This window comes from Zoogloea sp. (assembly GCF_044344315.1).
Lineage (GTDB): Bacteria > Pseudomonadota > Gammaproteobacteria > Burkholderiales > Rhodocyclaceae > Zoogloea.
The window spans coordinates 1-21,061 of the sequence record NZ_JBIJDC010000080.1; the positions used below are offsets into that span (position 1 = coordinate 1).

Below are 21,061 nucleotides of genomic sequence, written 5' to 3' on the forward strand. Positions count from 1 at the left end.
GGCCCCGCTGCTCGACCGCCTCAAGCTCGGCGGCGAGTTGGCGGCACGACCGCTGACCAATACCGGAATCGACTGGAACGTGGCCCTCGTCCACACGCCCGGTCGCTATCTGTCCCACGCAGCCCGGGCCTGGCAGCAGGTGTGCGAGGACGTCCTCGCCACGCCGGCAGTCAGCTAAGATCCACGCACACCCCACCCCTCAGGAGACAGCAGCATGGAAAGCCGCTACCTCGACGACCTGATCGTCGGCGACCGTTTCACCAGCGGGGGCCTGACCCTCACCGAAGCCGAGATCATCGACTTTGCCTTCCGCTATGACCCCCAGCCCTTTCACCTGGATGTGAACGCGGCCGCCGAGTCGCCCTATGGCGGACTGATCGCCAGCGGCTTTCAGTCCATCGCCATCTGCTTCCGGCTGTTCATCCAGACGGGCATCTTCAGCCAGTCGAGTATCGGCTCACCGGGTCTGGACGAACTTCGCTGGCTGGCGCCGGTGCGCCCCGGTGACACACTGCGCAGCATTGTGGAGGTACTGGAAGTACGCCCGTCCAGCACCAAGCCCGATCGGGGAATCGCGCGGCTGCGCTACACCGCGGTCAACCAGCGGGACGAGACGGTGCTGAGTTTCATCGGCAACAACCTGCTCAAGCGCCGCCCGTCCTGATCTGCGCAGCGTGATGTCAGCGTGACATCACATGCGCCAGCCACAGCTCGAGGTCCTGCACCTCCTCGAGACACAGGGAGTGGTCCATCGGGTAGGTGCGCCACTCCAGCGGATAGCCGGCCGCCTTCAGAAGGTCGGCCGAGGCCTTGCCGAAATCGCAGGGAATCACCGGATCACTCAGGCCGTGGGCCATGAAGATCGGTGTCTTGGCGTTGGCAGCGGCGGCCTCATCGGCCAGGGTGTCGGCCAGCGGCAGATAGGTAGACAGGGCCAGCACCCCGGCCAGGCGATTCGGGTGACGCAGCGCCGTGTGCAGGGCAATCGCCCCACCCTGGGAGAAGCCGGCCAGCACGATGCGGCTGTCGGGAATGCCGCGGGCGTTCTCCCGGGCGATGAGGGCCTCAATCAGCTCGGCCGACTCACGCACGCCGACCGGGTCTTCCCGGCGGGTCGAGAAGTCCGACGACACGATGTCGTACCAGGCACGCATCACATAGCCCCCGTTGATAGTCACCGGGCGGCTTGGCGCGTGGGGAAACACGAAGCGGGTGAAGGGCAGTCGGTCTTCCTCGAATTCGTCGATCACGGGCTCGAAATCGTGGCCGTCAGCCCCCAGGCCATGCATCCAGATCACGGCATGGGTGGGAGACGGGCCGGTCTCGATTTCGACGGCAGGCAGAATGGTGTCGGTCATGGTAGCGGTCCAGTTAGGGGTCCGAAAGATTGTAGCGGAGCCGGCCCCTTGAGCGACGCGCCGCAAGATTGTCGATTTCTTGCGCGAGATCATGACACCGGGGCAGCGCCGGAGTAGATTCGATGGTTTGATCCAAGCTAATCGGTCTGTTTATGGACACCACCGCCTCCGACACCCTGATCCGTACCAATCTGGACTTCCTGCGGCGCCACGCCCCCTTTGACAGGATGGAGGCGGAAGCCTTGCTCTTTCTGGGCGAACGCCTGGCCACGGCCTTCTATCCGGCCGAGGCAGAGATCCTGATACCCGAAGACGGCCCCCCGCGCTTCTTCTACATCGTTTACCGCGGCAAGGTTCAGGCTCGCCAGGTGGGTAGTGTCTCGGTTACCGAGTACTCGACCCTGACCCTCGGGCCAGGTGAAGGCTTCCCGATCGGTGCGATCTCTGCGGGACGCCCCTCCACCAACGGCTACCTCGCTGTCGAGGACAGCTACTGCTTCCAGCTGCCGGCCGCCGACTTCCTCAAGCTGCAGGAGCTCAGCCCCACCTTCCAGCTGTTCTGCACCCGCTACATTGCCAGCCTGCTGAACCAGTCCAGGGAGCAGCTGCAGGTCCAGTTTTCCCAGCGGGCCGCCGAGCAGCAGACGATGACCACGTCCCTCTCCAACCTGGTCAAGAAGGCACCGATCTTCGTCGCCCCCGAGCTGCCCACCCGATCCGCCCTTGAGAAGATGGTGGAGGCCGGCGTCGGCTGTCTGGCGGTGGCGGGCGAGGACGAGAAGCCGGTGGGCGTGCTCACCCAGAGTGACATCCTCAAGCGCATCGTGCTGCCGGGCTTCGATCTCACGCGCCCCATCGCCGACGTGATGACCACCCCGCCCCATACCCTCCATGCCAGCGCCAGCGCCTACGACGCAGCGCTGGAGATGGCGACCCACGGCGTGCGCCACATCCTGGTGGTGGATACGGAAGACAAGCTCAAGGGCGTGATCTCCGAGCGTGACCTGTTTGCCCTGCAGCGCATCGGCTTGCGCCAGATCCGCTCCGGCATCGAGAGCGCCGCCGACGTGCAGGCCCTGCAGCGGGCCAGCCGCGACATCCGCCAGCTGGCCCTCAACCTGCTGGCCCAGGGCATCGGCGCCGAGCAGCTGACCCAGTTCATCTCGGCCCTCAACGACGCCCTGACCCGCCGCATCATCGAGCTCAACCTCAACCGCCACGACCTCTATGGCGTCGAATATGCCTGGCTGGCTTTCGGCTCAGAGGGTCGCCACGAGCAGACCCTGTCCACCGACCAGGACAACGGCATCCTCTATGTGCTACCCGAGTGGGCCGACAAGGAGCCACTCAAACTGCGGCTGCTGGAGTTTGCCAAGGATGTGAACAACGACCTCGCCGCCTGTGGCTTCCCCCTGTGCGAGGGCAACATCATGGCCAGCAATCCCGAGCTGTGCCTGACCTTCGACGAGTGGCGCGAAAAATTCGGCACCTGGATCCGCGAGCCCCACCCTGAGGCCCTGCTCAACGCCACCATCTTCTTCGACTACCGCGTGCTTTACGGCGACGAAAAGCTCGCCCACAAGCTGCGCCACTGGCTGCTGTCCATGACCGGCGGCAATCCGGCCTTCCTCAAGGCCATGGCCACCAATGCCCTCGACGTGTCGCCGCCGCTGGGCAAGATCCGCGACTTTGTCACCGACGATGACCCCCGCCATCCCGGCACCATCGACCTGAAGAAATTCGGTGCCCGGCTGTTTGTAGACGCCGCCCGCGTCCTGTCCCTGCGCACCGGGGTGGACGCCACCAGCACGGTGCAGCGCCTGCGCCAGGGCGGTTCGCGGATCGGCATGCCGGCCGAGGAGCTGTCGGCCATGGCCGACGGCTTCCACTTCATCCAGTTATTGCGCCTGCGCCATCAACACCTGGACACCGACCACGGCTCATCGGGCGATAACCGGGTCAAGCCTGACGATCTCAACGAACTCGACCGGCGCATCCTCAAGGAAGCTTTCCGCCAAGCCCGCAAGATCCAACTCCGTCTCAAACTGGACTACCAGATATGAACTGGCTCTCCCGACTCCTGCCGGGCAGCGGTCCGGCCCTCAACCCCGAGCAACAGACCGCCCTGGACAGCATCGCGGCCCTGCCGGCGCCCGACCCGGGCCGCTCCCACTACGAAACCCGTTATGTGGTGGTCAATACCGAAACCGGCCCCATGGAGGGCGGCGGCCAGCGCCTGCTGGCGGTCGGCGCAGTGGCCCTCAACCAGGGCCTGCTGCACCCCGGTGATGCCTATCGCGCCAGGCTCGGCAGCGCTCCGGTGGATGCGCTGATCGGCCTGATCCGCTTCATTGCCCGCGCCCCGGTCATCGTCTTCAACGCGCCCTTCAATCAGGGCACCCTCGAACGGGCCTTCGAGCACAACCTGGGCAGCCAGCCCGAGCTCGAGTGGATCGACCTGATGGTGTTGATGCCCAGCCTCTACCCGGAGCGGATTGCCGGGCAGGCCCGGATGGATGCCTGGCTGGGCGCCTTCGGTATCGACCGGCTGGACCACCAGGATGCGCTGCTCGAAGCCCTGTGCGTAGCCCAATTGCTGCAGGTTGCCCTGGCCCGGGCCAATGCCCAGGGCCTCGCTACCCCGCGGGAGCTGCTCGACACCCAGAGCAGCCGCAAATGGCTGCGGGGCAGTTGAGGGCGTCAACGACAAAGGGCGCTCCCGCGCCCTTTTCAATCCACCCGGCTGATCACGCCTGAGCCGGGCCCGGACAGATTCAAACCTTCAGGAAGTTGTCCCGGTAGTAACGCAACTCCGTGATCGACTCATGGATGTCGGCCAGCGCCTGGTGGGCCCCCTTCTTCTCGAGCCCCTTGTACACATCCGGGCGCCAGCGCCGGGCCAGCTCCTTGAGGGTTGAGACGTCCAGGTTGCGGTAGTGGAACCAGTCTTCCAGCGCCGGCATGTAGCGTGCCATGAAGCGGCGATCCTGCCCGATGGAGTTACCGCACATGGGCGAGGTGCGCGAGGGGATGTACTGCTTCATGAACTCCAGGTAGATCTGCTCCGCCTCGGCCTCGCCGATGGTGGAGGCCTTGACCCGGTCGATCAGGCCGGAGCGGCCGTGGGTGTTCTTGTTCCACTCGTCCATGGCGTCAAGCACGGTATCGGGCTGATGCACGGCGACCACCGGGCCCTCCGCGACCACATCCAGGTTGCTGTTGGTGACGACCATGGCGATCTCGATGATGCGGTCGCTGTCGGGATTGAGGCCGGTCATTTCCATGTCCAGCCAGATGAGGTGATTCTGGTCCTGTGCCATAATCGGTCCGCTTTTTGGTAAAGGCGCGATTCTACGCCCATGCCCGGCGCCGTGCCCGGCTCAAGCCACCCCTGCCCTGCCCCTCGCCGATGACCTCCAGCCAACTCTCCGCCGTTTTCCTGCTCGCCCTGTTTGCCGGCCTGATGGTCCGCTTCTGGCTCGCCATGCGCCAGATGCTGCATGTGCGGCACCATCGGGGCGCCGTGCCCGCGGCCTTCGCCGACAGCATTTCACTGGATGCCCACCAGAAGGCAGCCGACTACACCGTGGCGCGGGTGCGGCTGGGCATGATCGACCTCTTCCTCTCTACCTGCCTGCTGCTGACCCTGACCCTGGGTGGCGGCCTGCAAGCCCTTCACGATCTGGCGAGCCGCTTCCTTGAAGCCGGCAGCCTGACCCAGGGTGTCGCCTTCATCGCCCTGGTCGCCAGCGTCTCGTGGCTCGTGGATCTGCCATTGGGCCTCTACCGCAGCTTCCGCCTGGAAGCCCGTTTTGGCTTCAACCGCCTGACCCCGGGCCTGTTCATCGCCGACACCCTGAAGGGCGTGGCCCTGGCGGCCCTCATCGGCCTGCCACTGATCGCCTTCGTGCTGTGGCTGATGGGCTCCATGGGCGAACGCTGGTGGCTGTATGTGTGGGCCTTCTGGCTGGGCTTCAACCTGCTCGTGCTGCTGGTCTATCCGACCTTCATCGCCCCCCTGTTCAACAAGTTCAAGCCCCTCGAGGACGGCCCTCTCAAGGCTCGCATCGAAGGCCTGATGACCCGCTGTGGGTTCCGCCTGTCGGGCCTGTTCGTGATGGACGGCTCGAAGCGCTCCGCCCATGGCAATGCCTACTTCACCGGCTTTGGCGCCGCCAAACGCATCGTCTTCTTCGACACTCTCCTCGACAAGCTGGCCCCCACCGAAGTGGAGGCCGTGCTGGCCCACGAGCTGGGTCACTATCACCATCACCACCTCTGGAAGCGCCTGGGCGTGATCGGCGCCGGCAGCCTGCTGTTCTTTGCCCTGCTGGGCCATCTGGCAAGCCAGACGTGGTTCTTTGAAGGCCTGGGTATGCAGGCCACCGGAACCGCGCCGACGCTGGTGCTGTTCGCCCTGGCACTGCCGGTATTCACCTTTCCCCTGACCCCGCTGATGAGCATGTGGTCGCGCAAGCACGAGTTCCAGGCGGATGCCTACGCAGCCAGCCAGGCGCCGGCCGCCGAACTGGTCAGCGCCCTGGTCAAGCTGTACCGGGACAACGCGTCCACCCTGACCCCCGACCCCCTCTACTCCAGCGTGTACGACTCCCACCCCCCGGCGGCGCTTCGCATCGCCCGACTACAGGGAACAAGCCAGTGAAAACCTTCGGCACCCTGATCGCCGCCTTCGGTCGGCAGTACGAGGTCCGCAGCGACGCCGGCGAGATCCTGCTGTGCGTTCCCCGCGGCAAGAAGAGCCTGTTCGCCTGCGGCGACCGGGTCCAGATTGCCCCCACCGGCCCCGGCCAGGGCGTCATCGACAAGCTGGTGGAGCGTAGCAGCCTGCTCTACCGCTCCGACGCGTGGCGGCAGAAGCTGATCGCCGCCAATGCCACCCAGGTGGTGATGGTCGTGGCCACCGAACCAAGCTTCAGCGACGAGTTCATCTCCCGCTGTCTGTGCGCGGCAGAGAATCAGAACCTCAAGGTGCTGATCGTGCTGAACAAGACCGACATCGTCGCCGGCCTTGCCGATGCCCGCAGCCGGCTCGCTGCCTTTTCGGCCCTCGGCTACCCGGTGCTTGAAATGTCGGCCCTCGACAACGTGGACACCCTGCGGGCACGCCTTATCGGCGAAACCAGCCTACTGGTAGGGCAGTCGGGAATGGGGAAATCAACGCTGACCAACGCCCTGATTCCTGAAGCGAGGGCCGAGACGCGTGAGATTTCCGAGGTGCTGGATACAGGCAAGCACACCACCACCTTTGCCCGCCTCTACCCCCTGCCCGAGGGCGGCGGCATCATCGACAGCCCGGGAATGCAGACCTTCGGGCTGGTGCATCTCGACGGGCAGGATCTGGAAGCCAGCTTTCGGGAGTTTCGCCCCTATGCCGGGCAGTGCCGCTTCCGCGACTGCCGACACGACTCGGAACCCGATTGCGCCCTGCGGGCAGCCGCCGAAAGCGGCAAGATCGAAATGAAACGCCTGCGTCAGTTCCTGCAGTTCCGCACCGAATGCGAGCAGGGGCGGCGGCAGGCGCAGGGTTGGTAAGGCCCTGACGGGCCTCCGGGGTCAGGGAAGCTCGTCGCCCCTGCCCAGCCAGTCAGGGTTGGGCAGTTCATCGAACGCGTGACCAAGGGCCTCGCTCCAGCGATTACGGATCATCGCGAAGTACTCGTTCTTGGCATCGATGCTGAGGTGCGATGAAATCTGCAGCTCATTGGTCTTGATGATGGCCAGATCCAGGGGCACGCCAACCGACAGATTGGAGCGGATGGTCGAATCCATGGAGATCAGGGCCAGCTTGGCCGCCTCGTCCAGGCTGGTATGGCGCTTCACCACCCGGTCGATGATCGGCTTGCCGTACTTCGACTCACCAATCTGGAAGTAGGGCGTATCGGGCGTCGCCTCGATGAAGTTGCCCGCCGCGTAGATGTGGAAAAGGCGCGATTGCTCACTACCGATCTGTCCGCCGAGAATCAGGGCGGCGGTGAAATCGATGCCGAAATTCTGCAGCGCTTCCGCATCCCGGCGGAAAACCTCCCGCAGGGTCTCGCCCACATGGCGGGCAGCCTCGAACATGTTGGGCACGGACCACAGGCTCTCCCGTCCGTCCTGGGCGGCCATGGCCTCCCGCAGCATGGATACGAGCTGCTGGGTGATGGCCAGGTTGCCGGAGCTCATCAATACCAGCACGCGCTCTCCAGGGCGCTGGAAGATGCTCATCTTGCGGAAGGTGTTGATATGGTCGACACCGGCATTAGTACGGGAGTCCGACAGGAACACCATACCGGCATCGAGCAGCATGCTCACACAATAGGTCATGGGAAGGGCTCGAAGAAAAGGGGCGGCGCCAGACCGGCGTCGCCCCGGATTGGGGAAAGAGCAGCCCGGCGGGCTGCACTGCTCAGCTTTGCAGATCCTGCAGCAGAGACTTGATCTCGGCCCTGATGGAGGCCATTTGCTCACGCAGGCCAACCGACTCCTCCGCATCCTCGCGCTTGCGGGATGCCACTTCGTCGAGGCGGTTGCGGGCACCGGAAATGGTGAAACCGTCCTGATAAAGCAGCTCCCGGATGCGGCGAATCAACAGCACCTCGTGATGCTGGTAGTAACGCCGGTTCCCACCGCGCTTGACCGGCCGCAGCTGGGTGAATTCCTGCTCCCAGTAACGCAACACGTGGGGCTTGACCCCGCACAGTTCGCTTACTTCACCGATGGTGAAGTAACGCTTGAGGGGAATCGGCGGCAGATCGGCTGCCGCCGGAAGGTCACTTTGCGACATCGCTCAGTTGCTCCACATTGGCCTTGAGCTTCTGGCTGGCGTGGAAAGTCACCACACGCCGGGCAGTAATTGGAATTTCCTCGCCGGTCTTGGGGTTACGACCGGGACGCTGGGGCTTTTCACGCAGCTGGAAATTGCCGAAGCCCGAAAGCTTGACGCAATCTCCCCGCTCGAGGGCCATGCGGATTTCCTCAAAGAAACACTCCACCATGTCCTTGGCTTCGCGCTTGTTGAGACCGACCTGCTCAAAGAGCATGTCGGCCAGCTCAGCCTTCGTCAAAGTCATGCTCATGCGATCAGGCCCTCAACTTCGCGCCAAGATTTTCCTCGGCGTGGCGGGTCAGGGCAATCATCACGGCATCCACTTCAGCATCCTCCAGAGTTTTCTGAGTTTCTTGCATAACTACGCGGAAAGCAAGGCTTTTCCGGTTTTGCTCGATACCCTTGCCCTGGTACTGGTCGAACAGTTCGATGCGCTGAACGATGGCAAGCGCAACACTCTGCAGCCCCTTCAGGAGCTGGCCGGCTGAGGCGTCCTGATCCACCACGAGAGCCAGATCGCGGGTCACCGCGGGGAAGCGGGAAACCTCCCGATAGGCGGGCGTCACGGTCTCAAGCAGGGCCTCGAGTTCGATCTCGAAAACCACCGGTGCAGCACCCAACTCGTAGCGCTGCACCCAGACCGGATGCAACTCGCCGATGAAACCGATGCACTTCCCGTCGAGCACGATCTGCGCGGAACGGCCCGGATGCAGGGCAGGGTGAATCGCCCGCTCAAACTCGGCAACCCGCGGAAAGAGCAACGCCTCAAGGTCTGCCTTCAGATCGAAGAAATCGACACTGCGGCCGGCCTCACCCCACTGCTCAGGGCGGGCGAGACCACCCGCCAGCGCAGCCAGGCGGATGGGCTGGTGAAAACCGTCTACGGGCTGACCCGACGGGCTGCGGTTAAAACAGCGCCCGATCTCGAAGACACGCACCCGGCTGGTCTGACGCTTGCGGTTGGTGGCCAGGTTGGCGACCAGGCCGCCGATCAGCGTCGAGCGCATCACGCTCATCTGGCTGGCAATCGGGTTGGCCAGACGCACCGGATCGGTGTTGCCGGCGAAGTCCTTCTCCCAGGCCTCTTCGACGAAGGCGAAGTTGATGACCTCCTGGAACTCGCGCCCCGCCACCAGACGCCGCACGAACATGGCGTCACGCCGGGCTTCCGGACGCGGCAGCATGCTGATCGGCCCCCGGGGCGCAAGCACCGGGATATTGTCGTAGCCATGAAGACGGGCGATTTCCTCGATGAGGTCTTCCTCGATCTCCAAGTCGAACCGGTAGGAAGGCGGCGTGACGATGAAGTCCTCACCATCCCTGACCACATCGAGATTGAGGCGCACGAACATCTCGGCGACGGCATCGGCGCTCAGGGCAATCCCCAGCACGCGGCGCACGCGGGCCGCACGCAGGCGGATCGGAGCGCGGGCCGGCAGTTTGCCCGGCTCCACGGACTCCACCACCGGGCCGGGCTGGCCGCCGCAAATGTCGAGGATCAGGCGGGTGGCACGCTCGATGGCCTTGGTGGCCAGGGCAAAGTCCACCCCGCGCTCGAAGCGGTAGGAGGCGTCAGAGGAGAAACCATGGGCACGGGCGCGCCCGGCAATCGCATCGGGTGCGAAGAAGGCGCTCTCCAGGAACAGATCAGCGGTGTCGAGGGTGATCCCGCTGTCTTCACCGCCCATCACGCCCGCCAGCGCCAGGGCGCGGGACTCGTCGGCAATCAGCAGGGTATCGGCGGCGGGGGTCACGGTCTGGCCGTTGAGGAGCAGAACCTGCTCGCCGGCAGCCGGAAAGCGGACGTGGATGGCCCCGCTCAGCTTCGCCTCGTCGAAGGCGTGGAGCGGCTGGCCGAGTTCCAGCATGACGTAGTTGGTGACGTCCACCAGGGCACTGATGGAGCGGACGCCGCTGCGCGCCAGACGCTGCTTCATCCATTCGGGCGTCGGCGCCTTGGCATCCACACCCCGGATGATCCGGCCGGAATAACGCGGGCAGGCGTCCGGCGCATCGAGAACAATGGCGCGGGTATCACTGTGGGTTGCGGCCACCGGATCGCAGGCGGGCAGGCTCAGCGGGCTGCCGGTAAGGGCAGCAACTTCCCGGGCGATGCCGGTCAGGCTCAGGCAATCAGCACGATTGGGCGTGAGCTTGATGGTGAACAGGGTGTCATTGAGCGCCAGATACTCACGCAGGTCAGTGCCGACGGGCGCATCCTCCGGCAGGATCAGCAGACCGCTGCTTTCCTCGGAAATACCCAATTCCTTGGCCGAACACAGCATGCCGAAGGACTCGACGCCACGCAGCTTGGCCGCCTTGATGCCGAACCCGGCCAGGTCTGCACCGACGAGGGCGCACGGAATCCGGATACCGGCGGCGGCGTTGGGTGCGCCGCAAACAATCTGCAGCAACTCGCCCTGCCCTGCGTCCACCTTGCAAACACGCAGCTTGTCGGCATTGGGGTGCTTTTCGGCCTCGACGATCTGCGCAACCACCACCTTGGAAAACACAGCGGCCACGCCGTCCTGCTCTTCCACTTCCAGCCCTGCCATGGTGAGCAGATGGCCCAGCGCGTCCGAATCAAGGTCCGGACTGACGAAACTGCGCAACCAGAGTTCTGAGAATTGCATGGCTTACCTGAATTGACCGAGGAAACGAAGATCGCCTTCGAAGAAAAGGCGCAAGTCGTTGACGCCATAGCGCAACATGGTGAGGCGGTCCGGCCCCATGCCGAAGGCAAAGCCGGTATAGCGCTCAGGATCAATGCCGCCAAAACGCAGCACGTTGGGGTGCACCATTCCGCAGCCGGCAATCTCCAGCCAGCGGCCTTTCAGCGCACCGCTCATGAAGGCCACGTCAATTTCGGCAGACGGCTCGGTGAACGGGAAAAAGGACGGCCGGAAGCGCACCTGCAGATCGTCGCTCTCGAAGAAGCTGCGCAGGAAATCGGCGACAACTCCCTTGAGGTCGGCAAAGCTCACCGACTCACCCACCCACAGACCTTCCACCTGGTGGAACATGGGCGAATGAGTGGCATCGGAGTCGACCCGATACACCCGCCCCGGGGCGATGACCCGCAGCTCGGGCATGGTGTCGCGATCCTTGTAGGCCTCCACATGGGCCTGCATGGCGCGGATCTGGACCGGACTGGTGTGCGTGCGGAGCATCACCCCTTCGCCGTTCTCAAGATAGAAGGTGTCGTGCATCGAACGGGCCGGGTGATTGGCCGGCGTGTTCAATGCCGTGAAATTGTAGAAATCGGTCTCGATCTCGGGGCCTTCGGCCACATCGAAGCCAATGGAGCGGAACAGCTGTTCGATACGCTCCAGGGTACGTACCACCGGATGCAGTCCACCGACACCAGCACCACGCCCCGGCAGGGTCACATCCAGCGCTTCAGCGGCCAGTTGGGCTTCGAGCGCGGCCTGCTGCAGCGCATCGCGCCGCGCATTGAGCAGGGCTTCGATGGCGGCCTTGGCCTTGTTGATCTCGGCACCAGCGCTCTTGCGGGCCTCCGGATCGAGCTTGCCGAGGCCCTTCAACAGTTCGGTGAGAGAGCCCGCCTTGCCCAGATATCGGGCCTTGGCCGTTTCGAGGGCGGCACCATCAGCAGCAGCGGAAAAGTCGATTTCAGCCTGCGCGACGAGTTGATCGAGTTGATCCATTTTTCTGTCTTATCCCGGGTTCAGGACAAAAAAAAGGAGGCCAGGCCTCCTTTTTTCGTGCTGCGTTGGATTACGCAGCGAGCTGGGCCTTGGCTTGTTCGGCGAGCGCCGCAAAAGCGGGCTTGTCGAAAACGGCCAGATCAGCCAGCACCTTGCGGTCCACTTCGATGGAAGCCTTCTTCAGGCCGTTCATGAAGCGGCTGTAGGTCAGGCCGACTTCACGCGCAGCGGCGTTGATACGGGCGATCCACAGGGCACGGAACTGACGCTTGCGTTGACGACGGTCGCGGTAGGCATATTGCCCCGCCTTCATCACCGCCTGCTTGGCGATCCGGTATACGTTCTTGCGACGGCCACGATAGCCCTTGGCTTGATCGAGGACTTTCTTGTGACGTGCACGTGCGGTTACACCGCGCTTAACTCTGGGCATTGCGTTCTCCTAAATCAGGCGTAGGGCATCATGGCGCGGATGGACTTTTCGTCCGCAGCGTGCACGGCAGTCATGCCGCGAAGCTGGCGCTTGCTCTTGGTCGTCTTCTTGGTCAGGATGTGGCGCTTGAACGCCTGCGAACGCTTGATGCTACCGCTAGCGCGGACCTTGAACCGTTTGGCGGCCCCGCTCTTGGTCTTCATCTTGGGCATGAAGTACTCCAGCTTATGACATGGCCCCGGGTGGCTTCCGACTTCCGGAAACGCTTCAACAACCCGTCACCACTTGTTTCCGGCGCACTATGCTGTGCGCCGTGCTCCGGCCCCTCGCGGTGCCGGAATTTTCTTAATGCTTTTTCTTCGGCGCGATGACCATGATCATCTGGCGCCCTTCCATCTTCGGCATCTGCTCGACCTGGCCGACTTCTTCCAGGTCAGCCTTGACGCGCTCCAGCTGGCGCATGCCGAACTCCTGGTGAGCCATTTCGCGGCCACGGAAACGGAGGGTCACCTTCGCCTTGTCGCCTTCGTTCAGGAATTTGATCAGGTTGCGCAGTTTGATCTGGTAGTCATTCTCGTCCGTACCCGGGCGCAGCTTGACTTCCTTGACCTGAATCTGCTTTTGCTTCTGCTTGGCTTCGTGGGCCCGCTTGGCTTCTTCGTACTTGTACTTACCGAAGTCCATCAGGCGGCACACGGGAGGCTTGGCCATGGGCGCAATCTCCACGAGATCAACGCCAGCTTCTTCCGCCGCTTCCAATGCAGCACGCAGAGTGACGATGCCGATCTGCTCACCGTCCTCACCCGTCAAGCGCACTTCCGGCACACTGATTTCGCCGTTTATGCGCAGCTTCTTATCCTGAGCGATGGTTCAATTCTCCATGAAAACAAAAATATCAGACCGTGCCGGCAAACGAATTCACTTCGTCTTGCCAACGCTCGACAATCTTATCGAGGGACATTTGACCGAGGTCTTGATTACCCCGAGCGCGGACGGCCACTACATTTGCTGCCTTTTCCTTGTCGCCGACAACCAGCAGATAAGGCAGCTTACGAACGCTATGTTCGCGTATTTTATAAGTAATCTTCTCGTTGCGCAAATCGGCCTCCACCCGGAATCCGCGCGAGCGCAAGGTTTTGACAACTTCTGTGACGTAATCCGCCTGCGCTTCCGAAATATTCAACACCACGGCCTGCACTGGCGACAACCACAGCGGCAGGGCGCCAGCGTGGTTCTCGATCAGGATGCCGATGAAGCGCTCAAGGGACCCGAGGATCGCCCGATGCAACATGACCGGCCGGCGACGGGAATTATCCTCGGCAACGTACTCGGCATCGAGGCGCTCGGGAAGCACGAAATCAAGCTGCATGGTGCCGCACTGCCAGGAGCGACCCAGCGCATCCTTGACGTGATACTCGATCTTCGGACCGTAGAAAGCACCCTCACCCGGCAACTCTTCCCACTGATGCCCGGATGCGGCAAGGGCCTGACGCAGCCCCGCCTCGGCCTTATCCCAGACCCCATCATCACCCGCACGCTTCTCAGGGCGCAGGGACAACTTGACCGCCACATCCGTAAAACCGAAATCCCGATAGACGCGGGACAGCAACTCATTGAAGGCCGTCACCTCGGAAACGATCTGATCCTCAGTACAGAAGATGTGCGCATCATCCTGCACAAAACCGCGCACACGCATCAGACCATGCAAAGCGCCGGAGGGCTCGTTGCGATGGCATGAACCAAACTCGGCCAGACGCAGGGGCAAATCCCGGTAGGAATGCAGACCGTGGTTGTAGATCTGGACATGCCCCGGACAGTTCATCGGCTTGATCGCGTAATCACGCTTTTCCGACTCCGTGGTGAACATGTTGTCCCGGTAGTTATCCCAGTGACCAGACCTCTCCCACAGCTGCCGATCCATCACCAGTGGCGTCTTCACCTCCTGGTAGCCAGCCTCGGTAAGGATGCGGCGCATGTATTGCTCGATCTGCTGCCACAGGGTCCAGCCATTCGGATGCCAGAACACCATGCCCGGCGCCTCTTCCTGCAGATGGAAGAGATCAAGCTGCTTGCCCAGACGGCGGTGGTCGCGCTTTTCGGCTTCCTCCAGCATGTGGAGATAGGCATCCTGATCTTCCTTTCTGGCCCAGGCAGTACCGTAGATGCGCTGCAGCATCTCGTTCTTCGAGTCACCCCGCCAGTAGGCACCCGCAACCTTCATCAACTTGAAGACCTTGAGCTTGCCCGTAGACGGAACGTGAGGGCCGCGGCACAGGTCGGTGAAATCACCCTCTTTATAGAGAGAGACATCCTCTGCCTGAGGAATGGAGGCAATGATCTCGGCCTTGTAGTGCTCACCGATGGACTTGAAATAAGCAACAGCCTCATCCCGCGGCAGCACACGGCGCTCAACGGGAACATCACGCTTGGCCAACTCGACCATGCGGGCTTCGATCTTTTCCAGATCTTCCGGCGTAAACGGACGCTTGTATGCGAAGTCGTAGTAGAAGCCGTTTTCGATCACCGGCCCGATGGTGACCTGGGCTTCGGGAAACAGCTCCTTGACGGCATAAGCCAGCAAGTGCGCCGTGGAGTGACGGATGACCTCAAGGCCATCCGCATCCTTGTCGGTCACGATAGCCAGCGCCACATCACGCTCGATGAGGAACGAGGTATCGACCAGCCTGCCATCGACCTTGCCGGCCAGCGCAGCCTTTGCCAGGCCTGCACCGATGGACGCAGCGACCTGGGCGATCGTCACGGGTTGCTCGAAACTGCGTACGGAACCGTCGGGCAAGGTGATATTGGGCATAATGACTCGCTCGCGAAAATTTTGGGCAAAAAAAAAGTGCGGACGAGCCGCACTTTTTCTTTTTCTGGAAAACGCCTTACAGCAGACTCGTCAAAGCTTGTCTTGGCTGCTGCAAGTTCGAGACATTCGTTTTCCTTCTTAGGTGTTTGGTAGGCGCGATTGGACTCGAACCAACGACCCCCACCATGTCAAGGTGGTGCTCTAACCAGCTGAGCTACGCGCCTAAGAAGCCCGCATTATAGACGAGCCCTGAAAGTTGTCAACGATTACTTGAATTTATTTTACTGTGGGTCCGCAGGCCACGCCGCGAGGAAGCGTTTCCAGTGGGGCGCCTCCAGCCGGCCCAGGGCTTCGCGAACGAAACCCACCTCGGCCTGATACTGCGCCTTGTCGAAAACACCGCGCATGCACTGGAAGCGCAGGAACACGAGGTAGGTATTTACCACGTCGGTCTCGCAATAGTCCCGGATCTCCCCGATCCGCCCCTCGCAGTAGCCCTTCCAGACTGCCGAGCCGTCCATGCCCAGCTTGCCGGGAAAGCCCATCAACTTGGCCAGATCATCGAGCGGGGCATTGGCACGGGGCTGATAGAGGGCCAGTAGATCCATCAGGTCCAGATGACGGGTGTGATAGCGCCCGATGTAGTTGTTCCACTTGAAGTCCCGGGAGTCATGGTAGTCACCATCCCCCAGATCCCAGTAGCGCGGCGCCGACACACCGTGCAGCATGCCCCGATAGTGAAGGACCGGCAGATCGAAACCCCCACCGTTCCAGGAGATCAGCTGGGGCGTAAACCGCTCGATGCCATCGAAAAAGCGCTGGATGATCTCGCCCTCGCTGCAGTCGGGCTCCGAAAGAGAGAACACCCGAAACTGGCTGGCATCCCGCAGCACACAGGAAATCGTCACGACCTTCTGGAGGTGATGAGGCAGGAAATCGCTCCCATTCGATGCCCGCCGCAGCTGGAAGGCGTACTCGGCCACCTCCTCCGCACCAAGCTCATCAGGCAGTCCGTGCAGAGCACGAATGCCCTGCACATCAGGGATCGTCTCGATATCGAAGACGAGGGTCGTAGCCATCGTCATGCTCAGGCGGGGAAGACGCCAGTGGAAAGATAGCGATCACCCCGGTCACAGACGATGGAGACGATCACGGCGTTCTCGACCTGCTCGGCCAGACGCAGGGCCACATGCAGCGCGCCGCCCGAGGAAATCCCGGCAAAGATGCCCTCCTCCCGGGCCAGGCGCCGGGTCATTTCCTCGGCATCGGCCTGGGCGACATACTCCAGCCGATCCACCCGGGCCTTGTCGTAAATCCGGGGCAGATAGGCCTCCGGCCATTTGCGGATGCCGGGAATCTGCGCCCCTTCGGTGGGCTGGCAGCCAATGATGCAGATGTCGGGGTTCTTTTCTTTCAGGTAACGGGACACGCCCATGATGGTGCCGGTCGTTCCCATGCTGCTGATAAAGTGGGTGACGGTGCCGCCTGTCTGCTCCCAGATCTCGGGGCCGGTACCGTCCACGTGAGCCTGAGGATTGTCCGGGTTGGCAAACTGGTCGAGGATGACGCCCCGGCCTTCGTCACGCATGCGCTCCGCCACGTCGCGGGCCAGCTCCATACCGCCTTCCTTGGGTGTCAGCACCAGTTCGGCACCAAAGGCCCGCATGGTCTGGCGGCGTTCGATACTCTGGTTCTCGGGCATGACGAGAATCATTCCATAGCCACGTATCGCCGCGGCCATGGCAAGGGCGATCCCCGTATTGCCACTGGTCGCCTCGATCAGCGTCTGGCCGGGCTGGATGTCACCCCGGGCTTCGCCGCGCAGGATCATGGACATGGCCGGGCGATCCTTCACCGAACCTGCCGGGTTGTTGCCTTCGAGTTTGGCCAGGATCACATTATTGCGCCCGGCCGTGATGCGCTTAAGCCTGACCAGCGGGGTCTGCCCCACGTAGTCTTCGAGAGTCTTGAATTCCATTTTTCGGTCCACCGGATATCGGATTGGAGAATGGTTCGATCATACCGAATGAGGCGATCGAGGGTTGGGGCGACAGGCGGCCCCATGCGCCCCACCGGATCGGATTGCAGTTGCGCAAGGCTGAAAAAAGGGGCTTCCACCGGAAGCCCCTGGACAACCCTGACGCGGCGAAGCCTCAGGGGCGGCCGATACTCAGATAGGTCAGGCCGGCCTCGCGGGGAAGCTGCGGGTCGAATACGTTGCGGCCATCGAAGACGACCGGGCTCTTGAGCTTGGCCTTGATGACCTGAAAATCGGGGCTGCGGAACTCCTTCCATTCAGTCACGATGAGCAGCGCATCGGCGCCATCGAGCGCCTGCATGGGTCGTTCGGCGTAAGCAAGGCGCGGCTCGTCACCAAAGATCCGGCGCGTTTCGTCCATCGCCACCGGATCGTAGGCCGTCACGGTCGCACCACGCCTGAATAGCTCGGCAATAATCACCCGACTCGGCGCTTCACGCATGTCATCGGTATTCGGCTTGAAGGCCAGCCCCCAAACCGCGAAATGCTTGCCGCTCAGGTCCTCGCCGAAATGCGCCACAACCTTGTCCACCAGCACCAGCTTCTGGGCATCGTTGGCATCCTCGACCGCGTTGAGCACACGAAGGGCGTGGCCCGCGTCCGCCCCCGTCTTGATCAGCGCCTTGACGTCCTTCGGGAAGCACGAGCCACCGTAACCACAGCCGGCATACAGGAAGTGATAGCCAATGCGCGGGTCGCTGCCGATACCCTGACGCACCAGTTCGATGTCGGCCCCCAGGGATTCCGCCAGCAGGGCGAGCTCGTTCATGAAGCTGATCCGCGTGGCCAGCATGGCATTGGCCGCATATTTGGTGAGCTCTGCGCTGCGCAGATCCATGATCAGCAGCTTTTCATGGTTGCGCTGGAAGGGCGCGTAGAGCGCCTTCATCAGGAAAATGGCCTGATCATCTTCAGCGCCCACCACGATCCGGTCGGGGCGCATAAAGTCGTCCACCGCCGCCCCCTCCTTCAGGAACTCGGGGTTGGACACCACACTGTAGGGAATCGCCTCGCCGCGCGCATCGAGCTCGGCCTGAACCGCAGCCTTGACCTTGTCGGCAGTCCCGACAGGCACGGTGCTCTTGTCGACGACGACCTTGTAGTCGGTCATGTGACGGCCAATGGCGCGCGCAGCTGACAGCACGTACTGCAGGTCAGCGGAGCCATCCTCATCCGGAGGAGTACCCACGGCGATGAACTGGATGGTGCCGAACTGCACCGCGTCCTGAACATCTGTCGTGAAATGCAGCCGTCCGGCGGCAACGTTACGAGCGACGACCTGATCAAGGCCCGGCTCGTGGATGGGAATGCCCCCCTCCTTCAGCACCCGGATCTTCTCGGGATCCAGATCCAGGCACAACACGTCATTGCCCATCTCGGCAAGACAGGCCCCGGACACCAGACCCACATAACCCGTACCGACCACCGTAATTTTCATATGCGAGTTCCCGCGAGCAATCCTGAGAGTGTTTTCAAAACCGGTGGGCGTGGCCCAAACCGGAAAGCCATGGTCGCCAAGCCAGCTTAGGGCGTCAGATCGAATTCTTCGGTGCGCTTGGGCGGATAGGTTTCCCACCCCCCGCAGGCCGGACAACGCCAATAGAACTGGCGCGCCTTGAAACCACAGGCATCACAGCGGTAACGGGCCACCCTGCGGGTGTGCCCATGCACCAAGCCCTTGACCAGTTCGATATCGGTACGTTGCTCGATGGGTGCGGTCAATAACGCCGCCTCGAGAAGCTTGTCGAGACCCAGGAGCGTCGGATTGCGTCGCAGTTCGTCACGCACCAGTTGATAGGCTGCGGCCGGCCCTTCCTTCTGCAGCTCCCACTGAAAAAGGGCGTCAAGCAGGTCGAGGGACGCATACTGCTCAAGGTAACTGCGCAACAGCTGCATGCCCTGCTCAAGTTCGCCGAGGCGACGATAGGCATCCATCAAGCGCTCCGCGACCAGGGCCAGATAAACCGGGTTCTGACCTTCAACCCGCTTCCAGGCCTCTAGCGCCGCCCGATCATCCCCCTGGGCAACGTACAGATCACCCAGCAGCATGCTGGCACGTACACATTTCCGGTTCGTCTCAAGCGCCCGCAGCAAAGCCCCCCGCGCTTCGTCGAAACGCGAATTGGCCATGTCGGCAGACGCGAGCTCGCAGTGGAAATTGGCCATTTCCTTTTCCCAGAGGGCGCTCTCGTGCCCCGGGAGCGCATCGGCCGTTTCAATGGCCTTGCGCCAGTCCTTTTCCTGCTGATAGATATCGAGGAGGTTCTTGAGTGCAAAATCGTTGAGGCGGCTGCCGCGCAGCTGGACAAAAACGGCTTCAGCGCGATCCAGAAGCCCGGCCTTGAGGAAATCCAGCCCCAGTTCGGACAGAGCCTGCAATCTCTGATCGTCAGAAAGATCATCCCGATCAATGAGATTCTGGTGCATGCGAATTGCACGATCCGTTTCACCCCTCCGCCGAAACAGGCTTCCCAGGGCGAAATGCAACTCGACAGTCTGGTTGTCGATCTTCACCGCCTCGATGAAGGCGTCGATGGCCTTGTCGGGCTGCTCGTTGAGGAGGAAGTTCAGACCGGTCAGGTAAGTACGCGGCAAGGCCCGCGATTCCTTGACCAGGTGCTTGATGTCAATTCGGGCAGCCAGCCAGCCCAGCACGAAAAACAAGGGAAATGCCAGCAACCACCATAGCTCGAATTCCATGGGTTCAGTAGGTCTCCGGCAGATCGGGACCATGGGCAATGGGTGCCTTCCCGCGCCCTTCGGCAGGGGGAGCTGCCCCCTGATCGCGAAGATGACCGATCTCGCGATGCTGGCGGTAAAGCGTGGTCAAGGTAGCAGTCACCCCGATCAGCACACCAATGGTGACAAACAGGAGGATGACCAGAACCAGCGGCACCTGCCATTGGGCACCGAAGAAGAACCGCAGAACGACAACATCATCATTCTTTACGGCAAAGCCAAAAAGCAGCAGGAACAGGAAGAGTCTGAAGACCCAGATGAGAGCGCGCATGCCCGAAATTATCCCCGACGTGGACAAAAAAAAGAAGGCGGCTTTCGCCGCCTTCAGGATCGAGCCTTCGGCCTCCGGATGGGGAAGCGTCAACCAGGGTCACCCCATCATGTCGACACGTTCCCTCAACTCCTTGCCAGCCTTGAAATGCGGAACATACTTCTCCGGCACTTGCACCTTCTCCCCCGACTTGGGATTGCGCCCGACACGAGGAGGACGGTAATTCAAGGCAAAGCTGCCAAAGCCGCGGATCTCGATGCGATCACCCCGCGACAGGGCATCGGTCATCGCATCGAGGATCATCTTTACCGCGAACTCGGCGTCCTTCGCGACCAGCTGGGGAAAACGCTCCGCCAGCCGGGCGATGAGCTCCGACTTGGTCATGCCCGAATCGCTTACTTCTGCTCGTTGAGCTTGGCCTTCAGCAGCGCACCGAGGTTGGTGGTGCCGCTGGCAGCAGACGCGCTGTCAGACGCCAGCTTGCTCATTACTTCAGTTTGTTCGACCTGATCCTTGGCGCGAATGGAGAGATTGATGCCACGGGTCTTGCGATCAACGTTAACAATCATCGCCTCAACAGTGTCACCGACCTTCAGCAGCAGGGACAGATCATCGACGCGATCACGGGAGAACTCGGACGCACGCAGGTAACCTTCGACGTCGTTGTTCAGGCCGATCACGGCACCACGGGCATCCACGCTGCGAACGGTACCATTCACCAGGGTGTTCTTGTCGTGGGTGGCGATGAAGTTGGTGAAGGGGTCGCCATCAAGCTGCTTGATGCCGAGGGAGATGCGCTCCTTCTCGACGTCGATGTTCAGCACTACGGCTTCGACTTCGTCACCCTTCTTGTACTGGCGGACGGCTTCTTCGCCGGTCAGGGACCAGGACAGGTCAGACAGATGAACCAGACCGT

Annotated in this window: 23 protein-coding genes and 1 tRNA gene; 5 read left to right on the top strand and 19 right to left on the bottom strand. The window is 62.2% G+C overall.

Annotated features, from left to right (window positions below; genetic code table 11):
• Positions 1-214: 214 nt before the first annotated feature.
• Positions 215-664 carry a MaoC family dehydratase gene (locus ACIQ09_RS15730; RefSeq protein ID WP_398311847.1) on the top strand — a complete coding sequence of 150 codons (450 nt, stop codon included), beginning with the start codon at positions 215-217 and terminating at the stop codon, positions 662-664.
• Positions 665-680: 16 nt separating this feature from the next.
• Here ACIQ09_RS15730 and ACIQ09_RS15735 read toward each other — a convergent pair whose 3' ends face one another.
• Entirely contained in the window at positions 681-1,358 is a 678-nt protein-coding gene (locus ACIQ09_RS15735) for an alpha/beta hydrolase (protein WP_398311850.1), read from the bottom strand.
• 152 nt (positions 1,359-1,510) lie between these two features.
• Between ACIQ09_RS15735 and ACIQ09_RS15740 the strand changes: the two genes are divergently transcribed.
• Both ACIQ09_RS15740 and ACIQ09_RS15745 read left to right on the top strand, forming a co-directional pair.
• A complete protein-coding gene (locus tag ACIQ09_RS15740) occupies positions 1,511-3,421 on the top strand; it encodes a DUF294 nucleotidyltransferase-like domain-containing protein (protein WP_398311852.1) in 1,911 nt (636 codons plus the stop codon).
• The gene (locus ACIQ09_RS15745) at positions 3,418-4,053 is read left to right on the top strand and encodes a 3'-5' exonuclease (protein ID WP_398311854.1); all 636 of its coding nucleotides are present in this window, start codon (positions 3,418-3,420) and stop codon (positions 4,051-4,053) included. Before ACIQ09_RS15740 ends, ACIQ09_RS15745 begins: the two co-directional genes overlap by 4 nt.
• A gap of 79 nt (positions 4,054-4,132) precedes the next feature.
• Here the strand turns inward: ACIQ09_RS15745 and orn are convergent, their stop codons facing one another.
• Positions 4,133-4,678, bottom strand: a complete 546-nt coding sequence (gene orn / locus ACIQ09_RS15750; RefSeq protein ID WP_398311856.1) for an oligoribonuclease — start codon at positions 4,676-4,678, stop codon at positions 4,133-4,135.
• A gap of 89 nt (positions 4,679-4,767) precedes the next feature.
• Here orn and ACIQ09_RS15755 point away from each other — a divergent pair, with 89 nt between their 5' ends.
• Complete coding sequence (locus ACIQ09_RS15755; RefSeq protein ID WP_398311859.1) at positions 4,768-6,021, top strand: M48 family metallopeptidase; 1,254 nt, start codon at positions 4,768-4,770, stop codon at positions 6,019-6,021.
• Positions 6,018-6,911 carry a ribosome small subunit-dependent GTPase A gene (gene rsgA / locus ACIQ09_RS15760; RefSeq protein ID WP_398311862.1) on the top strand — a complete coding sequence of 298 codons (894 nt, stop codon included), beginning with the start codon at positions 6,018-6,020 and terminating at the stop codon, positions 6,909-6,911. The genes ACIQ09_RS15755 and rsgA overlap by 4 nt, the downstream gene beginning before the upstream one ends.
• 21 nt (positions 6,912-6,932) lie before the next feature.
• Here the strand turns inward: rsgA and ACIQ09_RS15765 are convergent, their stop codons facing one another.
• The 17 genes from ACIQ09_RS15765 to ACIQ09_RS15845 form a co-directional block, all read right to left on the bottom strand.
• Positions 6,933-7,685: a peptidase gene (locus tag ACIQ09_RS15765; protein WP_398311865.1), complete on the bottom strand. Its 753-nt coding sequence runs from the start codon at positions 7,683-7,685 to the stop codon at positions 6,933-6,935.
• Between the two features lie 82 nt (positions 7,686-7,767).
• Positions 7,768-8,145 carry a MerR family transcriptional regulator gene (locus ACIQ09_RS15770; RefSeq protein WP_398311868.1) on the bottom strand — a complete coding sequence of 126 codons (378 nt, stop codon included), beginning with the start codon at positions 8,143-8,145 and terminating at the stop codon, positions 7,768-7,770.
• Positions 8,132-8,437: an integration host factor subunit alpha gene (locus ACIQ09_RS15775; RefSeq protein ID WP_296569767.1), complete on the bottom strand. Its 306-nt coding sequence runs from the start codon at positions 8,435-8,437 to the stop codon at positions 8,132-8,134. The genes ACIQ09_RS15770 and ACIQ09_RS15775 overlap by 14 nt, the downstream gene beginning before the upstream one ends.
• Positions 8,438-8,441: 4 nt before the next feature.
• Positions 8,442-10,820, bottom strand: coding sequence for a phenylalanine--tRNA ligase subunit beta (gene pheT, locus ACIQ09_RS15780; protein ID WP_398311872.1), 2,379 nt, complete (start codon positions 10,818-10,820; stop codon positions 8,442-8,444).
• A 3-nt stretch (positions 10,821-10,823) separates the two neighbouring features.
• Positions 10,824-11,855 carry a phenylalanine--tRNA ligase subunit alpha gene (gene pheS, locus ACIQ09_RS15785; RefSeq protein WP_296410374.1) on the bottom strand — a complete coding sequence of 344 codons (1,032 nt, stop codon included), beginning with the start codon at positions 11,853-11,855 and terminating at the stop codon, positions 10,824-10,826.
• Between the two features lie 70 nt (positions 11,856-11,925).
• Complete coding sequence (rplT, locus tag ACIQ09_RS15790; protein ID WP_141349527.1) at positions 11,926-12,285, bottom strand: 50S ribosomal protein L20; 360 nt, start codon at positions 12,283-12,285, stop codon at positions 11,926-11,928.
• Between the two features lie 14 nt (positions 12,286-12,299).
• Entirely contained in the window at positions 12,300-12,497 is a 198-nt protein-coding gene (gene rpmI, locus ACIQ09_RS15795; protein ID WP_169145625.1) for a 50S ribosomal protein L35, read from the bottom strand.
• Between the two features lie 133 nt (positions 12,498-12,630).
• A complete protein-coding gene (infC, locus tag ACIQ09_RS15800; RefSeq protein WP_324460026.1) occupies positions 12,631-13,152 on the bottom strand; it encodes a translation initiation factor IF-3 in 522 nt (173 codons plus the stop codon).
• Positions 13,153-13,180: 28 nt separating this feature from the next.
• On the bottom strand, positions 13,181-15,097 hold the full coding sequence (gene thrS, locus ACIQ09_RS15805) for a threonine--tRNA ligase (RefSeq protein ID WP_398311877.1): 1,917 nt from the start codon (positions 15,095-15,097) through the stop codon (positions 13,181-13,183).
• 147 nt (positions 15,098-15,244) lie between these two features.
• Positions 15,245-15,321 (bottom strand) — tRNA-Val (locus ACIQ09_RS15810).
• 57 nt (positions 15,322-15,378) lie between these two features.
• Positions 15,379-16,176, bottom strand: coding sequence for a 3'-5' exonuclease (locus ACIQ09_RS15815; protein ID WP_398311880.1), 798 nt, complete (start codon positions 16,174-16,176; stop codon positions 15,379-15,381).
• 8 nt (positions 16,177-16,184) lie between these two features.
• Positions 16,185-17,075: a cysteine synthase CysM gene (gene cysM / locus ACIQ09_RS15820; protein WP_398311883.1), complete on the bottom strand. Its 891-nt coding sequence runs from the start codon at positions 17,073-17,075 to the stop codon at positions 16,185-16,187.
• A gap of 175 nt (positions 17,076-17,250) precedes the next feature.
• Positions 17,251-18,573 carry a UDP-glucose dehydrogenase family protein gene (locus ACIQ09_RS15825; protein WP_398311886.1) on the bottom strand — a complete coding sequence of 441 codons (1,323 nt, stop codon included), beginning with the start codon at positions 18,571-18,573 and terminating at the stop codon, positions 17,251-17,253.
• Positions 18,574-18,659: 86 nt separating this feature from the next.
• Positions 18,660-19,835 carry a lipopolysaccharide assembly protein LapB gene (lapB, locus tag ACIQ09_RS15830; RefSeq protein WP_398311889.1) on the bottom strand — a complete coding sequence of 392 codons (1,176 nt, stop codon included), beginning with the start codon at positions 19,833-19,835 and terminating at the stop codon, positions 18,660-18,662.
• 4 nt (positions 19,836-19,839) lie between these two features.
• Positions 19,840-20,238 carry a lipopolysaccharide assembly LapA domain-containing protein gene (locus ACIQ09_RS15835; protein WP_398311892.1) on the bottom strand — a complete coding sequence of 133 codons (399 nt, stop codon included), beginning with the start codon at positions 20,236-20,238 and terminating at the stop codon, positions 19,840-19,842.
• A 6-nt stretch (positions 20,239-20,244) separates the two neighbouring features.
• The gene (locus tag ACIQ09_RS15840) at positions 20,245-20,529 is read right to left on the bottom strand and encodes an integration host factor subunit beta (RefSeq protein WP_079434022.1); all 285 of its coding nucleotides are present in this window, start codon (positions 20,527-20,529) and stop codon (positions 20,245-20,247) included.
• An 11-nt stretch (positions 20,530-20,540) separates the two neighbouring features.
• Positions 20,541-21,061: S1 RNA-binding domain-containing protein (locus ACIQ09_RS15845; protein ID WP_398311895.1), on the bottom strand; the 521-nt coding region annotated here is incomplete at its 5' end.